The sequence below is a fragment of the Nocardia carnea NBRC 14403 genome, assembly GCF_000308515.1.
GTDB lineage: Bacteria > Actinomycetota > Actinomycetes > Mycobacteriales > Mycobacteriaceae > Nocardia > Nocardia carnea.
Map to the genome: position 1 here is coordinate 151,108 of NZ_BAFV01000125.1, position 12,829 is coordinate 163,936.

Genomic DNA, 12,829 nt, shown 5'->3' on the forward strand with positions numbered 1-12,829 from the left:
CGGAACTGACGGATGTGCGGTACGTGGCAACCCACCATAGAGCCGAACAGGGCCGCGACCGCGGATTTGCGGCTGTCCGACTCGTGACATGTCTCAAACCCGGCAGCGCCGGCAGACCGCTGATCCGGCGGTATCCTCGCGGCCGCTACGTCGTGTCGCACGACGCCCTCGCGTACCGCGTCCCGGCACGGCGCTAGGGTGGATGCTCGTGGATACCGCATCGCTGACCGGGAAAGATCTCGCCGCCGCTCTCAACGCGGAGACGACCGCGCGGGCGCAGGCCCGCACCGAGCAGACCGGCCGGGCACCGCGCCTGGCGCTGATCGTCGCCAACGACGATCCGGCCAGCGCCTGGTACGTCAACTCGTTGAAGAAATCGGCCGCCAACCGTGGTATCGAATGCGACACAGTCGATCTGGGTGCCGATGCCTCGGCCGATACGTTGCGGACCGAACTGTCCGTGCGCAGCGCCGACCCGGACACCGATGCGATCATGCTGCAGACCCCGCTCCCGGCCGGGGTGAGCCTCGATGACGTCTCCCCGGCGATCGCCGCCACCAAAGATGTGGACGGGGTGAGCCCACTGTCGCTGGGCCTGCTCACCGCCGGATCGGCCGGCTTCGCGCCCGCCACCGCCGAGGCCGTGGTCGAACTGCTGAAACATCACGGGATCGCGCTCGAAGGCCGCCACGTCGCCATCGTCGGCCGCTCCAATGTGGTCGGTAAACCACTGGCCCAGCTGCTGCTGGCCGAAAATGCGACGGTCACCGTCTGTCATTCCCGCACCACCGATCTCCCCGCGGTGACCGCCGCCGCCGATATCGTGGTCGCCGCCGCCGGCCGGATCGGGCTGGTGACCGGCGCCAATCTGCGTCCCGGCGCGGTGGTGATCGATGTGGGGACCAACGAATCGGCCGACGGCTCGATCGTCGGTGATGTGGACCCGGAATCGGTCCGGGGCACGGCGGCCGGGCTGAGCCCGGTGCCGGGCGGAGTCGGGCCGGTGACCACCGCGCTGCTCATGCGGCATGTGGTGATCGCGGCCGAACAGGCCGGGCGTACCGCCGATACCGCGCCTGCATAACTGCCGTCCACCGGGGTTGTGGCCTGCGGGTTTCGCGACCGGCTCGGTTCGGGTAGGGCTAGGGAGTACGGTCCATCGGGCCGTACCTACAGTCGAGTTAAGGTGACATCGTGAACGTCGAAGTGACACCCTTGCCTGGGATAGGCGTACGCAAGGATTTCCCACTCACCACCGTGCGCCGGCGGATCGGGGTAGTCGACCACAAGGACGGCACGATCGACCTGATCTTCACCAAGATCGGCGATCCCGATGCCACCACGCAGATTCCGATGACCGAGGCCGAAGCCGGCACCCTCGCCAATCTGCTGGGGGCCCCGCAGCTGGTGGGCCAGCTGCGTAACGAGCACCGCGATATGGACGGGGTGAACACCCGGCAGTTGCCGGTCGGGGAGAACTCCCCCTACGACGGGCGGACGCTGGGCGAGACACGGATGCGGACCCGCACCAAGGCCTCCATCGTGGCGGTGATGCGCGCGGGCCAGGCCATGCCGGCGCCGGGGCCGGATTTCGTGTTCACCGGGGGCGATGTGCTGATCGTGGTGGGGACTTCCGAGGGTCTCGACAGCGCCGCGGACATCCTGAACAACGGGTGATCCTCCGGCGATGAACGCGACCACGCTGGCAATGATCCAGCTGGGGGCGGTGTTCTTCGGGCTCGGCGTGCTCGGACGCATCGCGGCCCGGATCGGCATGTCCCCGATCCCCCTGTATTTGATCGGCGGACTGGTATTCGGGGAAGGAGGTTTCTTCGAACTCCACGAAGTCGGCGAGTTCATCCATCTCGCCAGTGAGATCGGCGTGGTGCTGCTGTTGCTGCTGCTCGGCCTCGAATACAGCGCGGCCGAACTGTTCACCGGTATGCGCCGGTCCTGGATGGCCGGTCTACTCGATCTGGTGCTGAACGCGACACCCGGCGTGATCGTGGCGCTGTTGCTGGGGCTGGGGCCCACCGGCGCCCTGGCCATGGCCGGTGTCACCTATATCTCGTCGTCCGGAATCATCGCGAAGGTTCTCAATGATCTGGGCCGGCTCGGTAACCGGGAAACACCGGTGATCCTGTCGATCCTGGTCTTCGAGGACCTGGCGATGGCCGCCTACCTGCCGGTGCTGACGGCCGTTCTGGCCGGGCTGGGTTTCGTGGCGGGTCTGCAATCCTTGGGCATCGCCCTGGCGGCGGTCACGGTTGTCCTCGTGGTGGCGCTGCGATACGGCAGATACGTTTCGGCGATCGTATCCAGCGAGGACCGCGAGATATTTCTGCTGAAACTGCTCGGTTCGGCATTGCTGGTGGCCGGGGTGGCGTCCGCGCTGCAGGTCTCGGCCGCGGTCGGAGCCTTCCTGCTGGGTATCGCCATCTCCGATACCACCGCGCACAATGCGACGAAGGTCCTCGAACCGTTGCGTGACCTGTTCGCGGCGATGTTCTTCGTCCTGTTCGGATTGACCACCGACCCCCGCAGTATCCCGCCGGTTCTGGGGTGGGCGGTGTTGCTGGCGGTGATCACCACGGTGACGAAGGTCGCGACCGGCTGGTGGGCCGCCGCGCATGCCGGATCCTCGCGTCTGGGTCGCGCGCGTGCCGGTGCCGCGCTGGTGGCCCGCGGCGAATTCTCCATCGTCATCGCAGGCCTGGCCGTGGCGGCGGGCGCCGTACCCGACGAATTCGCTGCCCTGGCGACGACCTATGTTCTGCTGATGGCGGTCGTCGGACCGATTGTGGCCCGGGTGGTGGAACCGGTCCTGCGGTTCGTCACCCGGCAGCCGAAACCGGAGCCGGATACCGCGGACGAATAGCACCGGGATCCGCCGATCGGCCTCCGCGGCGAGGGAGGCCGATCGGCGAACCGGAGGCCGCCGGTCAGGCGGCAGCGGCCGAATACAGGGACCGCAGCACGGTGGCCGGATCCTCGACATCGACGACGAGCCGGGTGTAATCGGTCCCGCGGAGATCGATACGCAGCGCTTTACCTCCGAAGAGCGTATCCCAGAATTCTTTCCGGCCCTTGCCGCGGAAGGTTCCGGCTGCGATCGCGCCGGGGAAGAAGGCGCCGGGCGCACGCACCCAGGGCGGGCGCAGATCGATTTCCGCGGGCGCGACCGCCACGATATTCGCCAGATCGAAGGTGATCCGGTCGCACAGCGAGAGCACCCGGTGCGCGCCGCGGACCTGGACAGTGACGGTGGTGCCGGTGATCTCGATATCCACCATGGGTTCCTCCCGGGGCCGAGTTCCGCTCGTCTCCTACCAGAATGCCGCCGGGATCTGTCGGTTGGCTGTGCTGCTGCTGTGAATGTTCTCAGGTTGGCTGTTTTCCGGGTCACCCCAGGTAGCGACGACCGTGGGTAGGCGGCGCGGTTCTGCGGTGGCGCACCGCGGGCGGTATCGGTCAGACTCGTCGGTGTGGAACAGAAAACGAACGAGTGCCCGGCCCCGCGCCGGGGAACTCGGCGGACCGGACGGTTCCGGTACGCGTCGAGTCGAGGTGATACGAGGTGACCGCACTCGCTCCGGGGGAGAACCGGCCCGCGCCGGGCGACCGTTTGACCGTCACAGTGACATGTTCGGCGACGGTCGATGTCTCGGCACTGCTGCTCGCCGCCAACGACAAGGTCCGGTCCGATGGGGACTTCGTCTTCTTCAATCAGCCCGCCGGCCCCGGCGTCACGTACCGGCACGGCCGGGGCGCCGGGGATGTGGTCGATGTGCAGACGCCGATGCTACCGGCCGATATCGACAGAGTGGTGGTCACCGCGAGCCTCGACGGTAGTGGACCGCCGGCCTTCGGGGCGGTGGGATCACTGACGGCGACGATCACCGGCCCGCAGGGGACGCTCATCTTCCCGGTTTCCGGGCTGAGCACCGAAACCGCGGTGGTCTGCGTGGAGATCTATCGCCGGTCCGGTGCGTGGAAGGTGCGCGCGGTGGGGCAGGGCTACGATAACGGCCTGGCCGGTATCGCCACCGATTTCGGGGTCAATGTGGACGACGATCCGGTACCGCCCTCGCCCGCCCCACCGGAACAGCCCCCGGCCTCCCGTACCGATCCGACCATGGTCGCCAACCCCGTAGTGGTGCAACAGTATTCGCCGCCATCGGCGCCGAATATGCCGTCCGCACCGGGGCATCCGCCGCCGGCCGCTCCCCATCCGCCTGTCCCGCCCGCGGCTCCCTTTCCGCCGGCGAACCCGGCGCCCTACCCCTCGGGTGGATACCCGCCGCAACAGCCGTATCCATCCCAACAGCCCTATCCGCAGCAGCCGTATCCGCCCGCCGCCCCCTATCCCGCGGCACCACAGCACAATCCAGCTCATTTTCCTCAGCAAGGAGCTCAGCCGATGCACAGCGAGCTGTTCGACCCGCGTCATGCCGAAGTCTCTGGTATGGGTATCCAGAAACAGGGCGGCAAGATGATCAAGGTCGGGGTGAACGGCGAAACGCTGGTCCGCTCCGGCTCCATGGTCGCCTACCAGGGCGACCTGCATTTCCAGGCGCTGGGCTCCGGCGGTATCGGCCGCGCCATCCAGCAGCGGCTCACCGGCGAAGGGGTGCCGCTGATGAAGGTGTCCGGCCGCGGTGATCTGTTCGTCGCCAACGGTGCCGCAGAGGTGCACATCATCGATCTGGACGGGACCGACGGGCTCACCATCAACGGGTCGAACGTGCTGGCCTTCGATCCGACCCTGGGCTACGACATCCGGATGGTGCAGGGCGCGGCCGGTGTCGCCAGTAACGCCGGTTTGTTCAACTGTGTGTTCTCCGGTCGCGGCCGGATCGCCATCACCAGCCACGGCACACCTGTCGTGCTGAATGTCGACCAGCCGACCTACGCCGATCCGCAGGCGGCGATCGCGTGGTCGTCGAGCCTGCAGACCGGGGTCAAACGCAACGATTCCTTCGGGCTGGGCCGGCTCATCGGCCGTAGCACCGGGGAGGGGATCACGCTCTCGTTCTCCGGCCGCGGATTCGTCATCGTGCAACCCTCCGAACTACCACCCGGCGGCCTCCTCGGTGGTACCGGCGGTGGACAGGAGGCGGGCCAGAGCGGTGGGCTGCTGGGCGGTCTGCTCGGCTGACACTCGGCCACGGACAAGCCCGGCGACCGGCCGCGGTATGGGAACCCTCGCACACGCGGTCGATCGTCATGGACACCGGTGCCTGCGGGAGTGTGGTATCGACAACACATGGTGATGTGCGCTCGGTACGACGTGGTGATCGTGGGCGGTGGGCACAACGGGCTCGTCGCGGCCGCCTATCTGGGCCGGGCGGGGCATTCGGTACTCGTTCTGGAGCAGGCGGCGACCGCCGGAGGCGCGGCGGTTTCCGCACAGCTGTTCGCAGGGATCGATATCCGGGTATCGCGCTACTCGTACCTGGTCAGCCTGCTGCCGGACCGGATCGTGGACGATCTGGGTGTACGATTCCGCACCCGGAAGCGGCGGATATCGTCCTACACCCCGGCCGGGGATACCGGCCTGCTGGTGGACAACAGCTCGCGGGCGGCGACGCGGGAAAGTTTCGCCCGCATCACCGGATCGGACCGGGAATTCGCGGCCTGGGAGCGATTCTCGGCGATGACCGGTGAGGTTGCCCGCGCCGTATTCCCGACCCTCACCGAACCGCTGCCCACCCGCGACGAGCTCCGGAAGCGGGTGGGCGCGCGGCAATGGGCGGCACTGTTCGAGCGACCCCTGGGGGAGACGATCGAGGAGTATTTCGCCGACGATCTGGTTCGCGGCGTGGTGTTCACCGATGCGCTGATCGGTACGTTCACCCACGCCCATGATCCGTCGCTGGCCCAGAATCGGTGCTTTCTCTATCACGTGATCGGCGGCGGAACGGGCGACTGGGATGTGCCGGTGGGCGGGATGGGCGCGCTGACCGATGCCCTCCTCGCCTGTGCGCGTTCGGCCGGCGTGGAAGTGTTGACGGGCGCCGAGGTCGTGGGGGTGGATACCGACGGTACGACCGCGCAGGTGCGGTTCGTGACCGATGGCGCGGTATCGGCCGCCGTCGACGCTCGATATGTCCTGGCGAATGCGGCGCCCGCCGAGCTGGCGCGGTTACTCGGCGAACCGGCGGATACGGAACCCGAAGGCGCCCAGCTGAAGATCAATATGGTGCTGGACCGGCTGCCGCGTCTGCGCGATACCGGGACCGACCCACAGGATGCTTTCGCGGGGACCTTCCATATCGCGGAATCCTACGAACAACTGGACCGCGCCTATCGTGAGGCCGCCACGGGACGGCTGCCCGCGGCGCCGCCGTCGGAGATCTACTGCCATACCCTCACCGATCCCAGTATCTCCGGCCCCGATGCACCGGATACCCGGCATACGCTGACCCTGTTCGGTTTACACACCCCCGCAAGGCTTTTCGCCGACGACCCACAGGCGAAGAATGAGATCGCCGTCGCCGCCACCCTGGCCCAACTGAACACGGTACTGGCCGAACCGGTGCAGGACTGCCTGGCTCGCGACGCCCACGGCGCGCCGTGCCTGGATGCGGCCACACCCGTCGACCTGCAGCGGACCCTGCGCCTGCCCGGCGGGCATATCTTCCACGGCGACCTGTCGTTTCCCTATCGCAGCGGCCCCGCCGAGACACCGGCGCAGCGCTGGGGTGTGGATACCGCGCATCGTAATATCCTGCGCTGCGGTGCCGGCACCGTTCGCGGTGGTGGTGTGAGCGGTATCGGCGGGCACAATGCCGCCATGGCGGTGCTCGAGGAAACCGCCGCCCAGCGGCCGGGAAATGCGCGGTGAATTCTGGTCGGAGAATCGGCTGCCGTGCCCGCTTGCGGGAGTGTTCGAATACTTTGTGGCGGTAGGGTTGTCGGCTGTGGATCGGCCCGGCGGGTCGTTTCGATTTCGCTGACCGGCGCCGAGGAGATGGACGTGGCACTCGATACCGCACCCAAGGGTGAGGCCCCCGACGACAAGGCCGCGCGCGAGCTGAAGGCGATTCGCGAGCTGGAGAACCGGCTGGCCGCCGCCTATTCGGCCGACCGCTCGGCGGCGGAGGTGGGTGTCGCGGTGCGGACGACGCACGACCGGTTCTCCGGCAGCACCGTCCGCGATTTCGTGCCCATTCTGGTGGAACGCGCGGTACGCCGTGAACTGGAACCGGCGCAAGAACCGGAGGGCGCCACGGCGACCGGACCGGACACCGCCACGGCGCCGACCGAGAAACTCACGATGGGCGCCGGCGAGACCGTTTCCGCGGATCGCGGCCGCGCACCGGCCACCGGTCGCCGCGGTCTGTTCGTGCTGGCCGGGGCCGGTGTGGTGGCGGCGGGCGCAGCCGCCTGGGCGGTGACGCGACCGGGGGCCGAGGCGACGAATGCGGCCGCGCCGGTCGCGGGTGCGCCGCTGAGAACCGTTACCGGGATCGTCGGATCGGAGAAGACGGCGTTCTTCGGCGATCCGCGGGTCGCGGAGGTCTTTGCCGCCCACGGATTCGAGATCCGGGTGAAAGCGGCCGGGTCGCGGGAGATCGCCACCTCGATCGATCTCGCGGGGCAGGCCTTCGCCTTCCCGTCCAGCCTGCCCGCGGCCGAGAAGCTGAAGCGTGAGGTGGGTGTGCGGACCCAGTTCACACCGTTCTATTCGCCGATGGCGATCGCGACCTTCGCGCCCATCATGAAACTACTCGACGCGGCCGGAGCGGTGAGATACGACGGCCCTGTCCCCGCGCTCGATTTCGCCGCCTATATCGATATGGTCCAGCGCGGTGTGCAGTGGGACGAACTGGCCGGGAACCGGACCTATCCGGTGGCGAAGAACATCCTGATCAGCACGACCGATATCCGGACATCGAATTCGGCGGCGATGTATCTGGCGGTGGCCGGGTATGTGGTCAACGATCACGCCGTGGTGCGCGGTGCGGCCGCCGAGCAGCATGTTCTGCCTACCTTGCAGCGGCTTTTCCTGGCCCAGGGGTACACCGAGGGCTCGAGTACGGGACCGTTCGAGGAGTACCTCACCGTGGGTATGGGTGCGACCCCGATGACCTGGATCTACGAGGCGCAATATGTCGCCGGGGCCGTCGCGGGCCGCCTGCGCGACGATATGGTCCTGCTGTATCCCTCGCCGACGGTGCTGTCACGGCACACCGTGGTCCCGCTTACTCCGGAAGGGGAGGAGATCGGGGAGCTGCTGCACAACGACCCCGATCTGCAGGCGCTGGCCGCCGAACACGGATTCCGCACCGGTGACGCGGCCCGGTTCGACGAGGTGGTGACCGAGCACAATGTGCAGGTCAGCCCGGATCTCGTCGATGTGGTCGATGTTCCGGCCTATGAAACCCTCGAACATCTGCTCGGTGGGGTCGCGGGCGCCTACTGACAGGGTCGGCGGGGGACCGCAGGATCCCCCGCCGGCGACCTCACAACTGGGTGGCGACCTCGTTGGCGATGAGCGCCAGGTGTTCGAGATCGGTGAGGTCCAGGATCTGCAGATAGATCCGCTCGGTGCCGATCTCGCGATAGCGGCCGATCTTGTCGACGACCTCGGCGGGCGACCCCGTCAGCCCGTTGGTGCGCAATTCGTCGACCTCACGTCCGATCGCGGCGGCCCGGCGCGCGATCTCGGCCTCGTTCGTGCCGACACAGGCGACGAGCGCGTTGGAGTACACCATGCTGTCCGCGGCCCGGCCCTGCGCCGCGACCGCCGCGCGGACCCGCTCGAACTGGGCGGCGCTGTCGTCGGCGGAAAGGAACGGAATATTGAACTCGCTCGCGTACTGCGCTGCCAGCCGGGGTGTCCGTTTGGGGCCCTGGCCGCCGACGATCACCGGGACGGGCTGCTGAACCGGTTTGGGCAGCGCCGGTGAGCGGCGGAGTTCGTAGTACTTCCCGGTGAAGTCGAAGGTTTCGCCGAGCGCGGTCTCCCAGAGGCCGGTGATCACCGCCAGTTGCTCTTCGAAACGGTCGAATTTGTTGTCCGGGAACGGAATACCGTAGGCCGCGTGTTCCTCGGCGAACCAGCCGGTGCCCAGGCCCAGCTCCACGCGACCCCCCGACATCTGGTCCACCTGCGCGACCTGGATCGCCAGCGGTCCGGGCAGCCGGAAGGTGGCGGCGGTGACGAGTGTGCCGAGCCGGATCCGGCTGGTCTCCCGGGCCAGGCCGGCCAGGGTGATCCACGCATCGGTCGGGCCGGGCAGACCGTCCACCGACCCCATGTGCAGATAGTGATCGGAACGGAAGAAACCGCCGAAGCCGAGTTCCTCCGCGGTCTTGGCCACCCGCAGGAGTGTCGTGTAGTCCGCGCCCTGCTGCGGTTCGGTGAAGATACGCAGTTCCATGAGGCTATCGTGCCGCACGGCCGGGTGGCGGCCCCGGCCGCCCTGCGGCGGCGGTGACCACCGCCGTCAGACCAGGCGCGCGGCCGGGCCGGTCATCGTGGTGGGCAGGACCTGGCCGGACCAGCCGCACGGCAGACCACAGCTGGCGATGACCACGGTTTCGATTTCGCCGGTGTCGTAGATGCGGCGATAGGACTCCGCGCGCGCCGGATAGCCGCACGATTTGCATTTACCGAAGTAGTTGAGGATCTCGTCGGTGTGGTTGCGGACCACCCGGCGCCGGGTCTCGGGCATGGTTTCCTCCGGGGTCGCCATTGACTGTTACGGCGCCGAATGTAATTCGCGCACAGCGGGTGTGTGGCCGGAGTGAGCCGGGGCTGGGAGCACTCACACCGTCGTCGCGGAAAGCTTTGGGCAACCTCCAACCGCGAGGTCGGCGGGCTTTCGGGCCCCGGGGTGAATATCCGGCAATTCGCTTCGTGACCTGTCACAGAGCCGCCCCGGAGTGGGGGTTACTCGCTGGTAATAACGGTGGCGCCGGGCTATTGTGAGCGACGTTACAGATGGGTTTCCCCGCCGACCCAGTTGTCCGTTGCGGGCCGACGAGAAGTTGTACGAGTTGGTTACCGACGTCATCGATGTGGTCGCGGATCTGCCCGCGGCGCGCGCCGCGGTGTGGGATCTGCTGCTGGATCCGCAGACCTATCCGCGCGCGTTCACCGGGATCGGCGCCTGCTCCAGGCTCGACCTTCCGGGAGCACAGCCGGTCTTCGAATTCCGGATCGGCACGCCCGACGCGGGTATCCGGGTGTTGCGGGTACGAGTGGTCACCGGCCGGTGGTACGAAAGTTGTGAACTGCACGCGCCGGAGATCGGCAGCTTCGCCGCTCTGCGGTTGACAGGGGAAGGGGATCGCAGCCGGATCGCGGTCACCTTCTTCACCCCCGGCCGGGTACACCGGCAGGTGGCGGGACTGTCGAATTCCGCTGTCCAGGAGTGGGCGGTCAAGGGATTACGCCGGATCGCCGATATCGTACGCGGCGCCCGCACCTCGATCGTGGCCAACGGGGAGGCCTCGCCGGTACGCCGCAGCTTCGGGGTGATGCGGCAGGTCACCGTCAGCGGTGTGGTGCGTACGAACGCGCAGGTGGCGGTGAAACAACTACTGTCACTGAACAAGTGGGGCTTCAACCTGGCCGGTGGCTACGCCGCCGGGGCCGCCTACTCGCCGCACCGGCTCGCCGTGATCGATGACCGGGGCACGCGGACCTTCGCCGAGATGGACGAACGCACCACCGCGCTCGCCGGGGCCATGGCGGTGGCCGGTCTCGGTGCCGGCGATGCGGTGGGCCTGTTGTCGCGTAATCATGCCGGCATGGTCGAAACCATGGTCGCGGCCGGAAAACTCGGCGTGGACGTGGCCCTGCTCAACGCCGGTCTGGCCGCGCGCACCATCGAGCAGATCGTCCAGCGGCACCGGCTCTCGGCCTTGTTCGTCGACGGTGACCTGGAGGAACTGGTGCAGTATCTGCACGAGGACCTGCCCCGGTTCACCACCGATCTGCTGCCACCGTTCCCGGACCGCTACACCGTCGACGATCTGATCGATCTGGGCGAGCGCGACTTTCGTATACCGGCCCATCCCGGGCGGCTGATCGTCCTCACCTCCGGAACGAGCGGGGTTCCGAAGGGGGCACGGCGCCCCCACCCCAAAGGGTTCGGCACCATCGCCGCGCTGCTGTCCCGGATTCCGCTCGAAATGGAATCGGCAATGCTCATTCCGGCCCCGCTGTTCCACACTTGGGGGCTCGCCGGTCTGCAGCTCAGTACTGCGCTGCGATCCACGGTGATCCTGCCGGAACGTTTCGATGCCGAGGACTGCCTGCACCTGGTCGCCGAACACGGCATCACCACCATGATCGTGGTGCCGACCATGGTCAACCGCATCCTCGACCTCCCGCCCGCGGTGCGCGCCCGGTACGACACCTCGAGCCTGCGGCATGTGATCAGTTGCGGGGCACCGCTGGCCGGAGCCACGGTCCTGCGCTTCATGGACTCCTACGGCGATATTCTCTACAACGTCTATGGATCGACCGAGGTGTCCTGGGCGACCATCGCGACCCCCGCAGATCTACGTTTCGCGCCCACCACCGCCGGCCGGCCGCCACTCGGTACCCGGGTCGCGGTACTGGGCCCGGACCACAAACCGGTGCCGATCGGCGCCACGGGGCATATCTTCGTGAGTAACCACATGCTGTTCGACGGTTATGTCAACGCCGCGCCGCCGGACGAGGCGCACGGCATGCTCGATACCGGCGATATCGGATATTTCGATGTCAACGGACGGTTGTTCATCGCCGGCCGCGACGACGAGATGATCATCTCCGGCGGCGAGAACGTTTTCCCGCGGCCGGTGGAAGAGGCTCTCGCGCATCTGCCGCAGGTGAGCGAGGTCGCGGTGGTGGGTGTCCCGGATCCGGAATTCGGTCAGCGGCTGGCTGCCTTTGTGGTGAAACACGAAGGGTCCGGGCTGGATCCGGATATGGTGCGCACCTATATCCGGCATCGCCTCAGCCGGTTCTCGGTGCCCCGGGACGTCACCTTCCTGCCGGCTCTGCCGCGCGGGGAAACCGGGAAGATCTTGAAATGGCTACTGGCGGGCGGACACAACGGTGAGCTTCCGCCGCCGGGAATGGGCGGGCTGGGGATCAGCGGCTCGGCGTGACCCGGCCGCGGCGGCGGCGATGACGTTCACGCCGCGGCGCGAACGGATGCCGAAAAGGTGCCGGTACCGAAGATATTTGCGCTGACATGGGGCAATCAATGGTTGCCACGGCGCGGGGTCGGTGCGCGCCGGCCCCGCGGGGGCGGGCAAGAGGAACGGGGGCCACGGACCGCCGAGCGGGCACGGGTAGATTCAGCATCCGCATAGGCAATCGGTCAGGGAGAGGCATCCTCCGTGGTAGTAGTTTCCGTGCTCGCAGGGCTGGCCGCGGTGGTGGTACTCGCCGGAGTGCACTGGTACCTGTGGCGACGGCTGGTCCGCGACACCACGCGAGCAGGTTCGATGTGGCGGCCGATCGGTGCCGGGGTGCTCGGCCTCGGCGTGGTGCTGATGGGTACTGCGTTCGGTGCGGTGTTCGCGGGCGCGACCTGGGATTTCTGGCGGCTCGCTGCGTGGCCGGGTTTCATCTGGGCTGCGCTGTTCATCTACCTGCTGATCGGTGTGCTGGCGGGAGAGATCATCCGTCCGCTGCTGTTGCGTGGACTGGAGACTCGCGACGCCGGAACCGCCGCGCCCCAGCCGGCGGCCGCCCCCGCACATCCGGCGCAGGCGCCGGAGCCCGTGGGCGCGGCGGTCGGAGACAGCGGGGAGCCGCCCCGGCCGGCGCCGATGGCCCGGCCGGGGCCGCCGCCGGAGGTTCCCCCCGGTTCCGCCG

General features: G+C 67.9%; 10 protein-coding genes and 1 pseudogene. 8 read left to right on the forward strand and 3 right to left on the reverse strand.

The genetic code is table 11. From position 1 onward, the window contains the following. Positions 1 to 208 precede the first annotated feature (208 nt). The 3 genes from ON22_RS33455 (at position 209) to ON22_RS33465 (ending at position 2,878) form a co-directional block, all read left to right on the forward strand. Positions 209 to 1,084 (forward strand): bifunctional 5,10-methylenetetrahydrofolate dehydrogenase/5,10-methenyltetrahydrofolate cyclohydrolase, encoded by an 876-nt coding sequence (locus tag ON22_RS33455; protein WP_033242474.1) that lies wholly within the window; start codon positions 209 to 211, stop codon positions 1,082 to 1,084. A 110-nt stretch (positions 1,085 to 1,194) separates the two neighbouring features. Then, positions 1,195 to 1,677, forward strand: a complete 483-nt coding sequence (locus ON22_RS33460) for a cation:proton antiporter regulatory subunit (protein ID WP_033242002.1) — start codon at positions 1,195 to 1,197, stop codon at positions 1,675 to 1,677. Positions 1,678 to 1,687: 10 nt separating this feature from the next. Continuing rightward, positions 1,688 to 2,878, forward strand: coding sequence for a cation:proton antiporter (locus ON22_RS33465; protein WP_033242003.1), 1,191 nt, complete (start codon positions 1,688 to 1,690; stop codon positions 2,876 to 2,878). Positions 2,879 to 2,942: 64 nt separating this feature from the next. Here the strand turns inward: ON22_RS33465 and ON22_RS33470 are convergent, their stop codons facing one another. After that, positions 2,943 to 3,293 (reverse strand): hypothetical protein, encoded by a 351-nt coding sequence (locus ON22_RS33470; protein WP_033242004.1) that lies wholly within the window; start codon positions 3,291 to 3,293, stop codon positions 2,943 to 2,945. Between the two features lie 284 nt (positions 3,294 to 3,577). On the opposite strand from ON22_RS33470, the gene ON22_RS33475 reads away from it, so the two are divergent. From ON22_RS33475 to ON22_RS33485, 3 genes are all read left to right on the forward strand, one after another. Continuing rightward, positions 3,578 to 5,158, forward strand: coding sequence for an AIM24 family protein (locus tag ON22_RS33475; RefSeq protein WP_033242005.1), 1,581 nt, complete (start codon positions 3,578 to 3,580; stop codon positions 5,156 to 5,158). A 108-nt stretch (positions 5,159 to 5,266) separates the two neighbouring features. Further along, positions 5,267 to 6,847 carry a phytoene desaturase family protein gene (locus ON22_RS33480; protein ID WP_033242006.1) on the forward strand — a complete coding sequence of 527 codons (1,581 nt, stop codon included), beginning with the start codon at positions 5,267 to 5,269 and terminating at the stop codon, positions 6,845 to 6,847. 132 nt (positions 6,848 to 6,979) lie between these two features. Next, entirely contained in the window at positions 6,980 to 8,428 is a 1,449-nt protein-coding gene (locus tag ON22_RS33485) for a three-helix bundle dimerization domain-containing protein (RefSeq protein ID WP_231508044.1), read from the forward strand. A gap of 40 nt (positions 8,429 to 8,468) precedes the next feature. On the opposite strand, the gene ON22_RS33490 is transcribed toward ON22_RS33485, so the two are convergent. After that, complete coding sequence (locus ON22_RS33490) at positions 8,469 to 9,389, reverse strand: LLM class F420-dependent oxidoreductase (RefSeq protein WP_033242007.1); 921 nt, start codon at positions 9,387 to 9,389, stop codon at positions 8,469 to 8,471. Between the two features lie 66 nt (positions 9,390 to 9,455). After that, a complete protein-coding gene (locus ON22_RS33495; protein WP_156052213.1) occupies positions 9,456 to 9,683 on the reverse strand; it encodes a hypothetical protein in 228 nt (75 codons plus the stop codon). 325 nt (positions 9,684 to 10,008) lie between these two features. On the opposite strand from ON22_RS33495, the gene ON22_RS33500 reads away from it, so the two are divergent. Together ON22_RS33500 and ON22_RS37080 are read left to right on the forward strand one after the other, a co-directional pair. After that, positions 10,009 to 12,114, forward strand: a complete 2,106-nt coding sequence (locus tag ON22_RS33500) for an AMP-binding protein (RefSeq protein ID WP_033242476.1) — start codon at positions 10,009 to 10,011, stop codon at positions 12,112 to 12,114. A 234-nt stretch (positions 12,115 to 12,348) separates the two neighbouring features. Further along, positions 12,349 to 12,829 (forward strand): annotated as a pseudogene (locus tag ON22_RS37080) (metallophosphoesterase); the annotation flags it as partial.

Coding starts and splice junctions, on each gene's coding strand:
- ON22_RS33465 (WP_033242003.1), top strand. CDS start 1,688: ATGAACGCGACCACGCTGGCAATGATCCAGCTGGGGGCGGTGTTCTTC.
- ON22_RS33495 (WP_156052213.1), bottom strand. CDS start 9,683: ATGCCCGAGACCCGGCGCCGGGTGGTCCGCAACCACACCGACGAGATC.
- ON22_RS33470 (WP_033242004.1), bottom strand. CDS start 3,293: ATGGTGGATATCGAGATCACCGGCACCACCGTCACTGTCCAGGTCCGC.
- ON22_RS33480 (WP_033242006.1), top strand. CDS start 5,267: ATGGTGATGTGCGCTCGGTACGACGTGGTGATCGTGGGCGGTGGGCAC.
- ON22_RS33490 (WP_033242007.1), bottom strand. CDS start 9,389: ATGGAACTGCGTATCTTCACCGAACCGCAGCAGGGCGCGGACTACACG.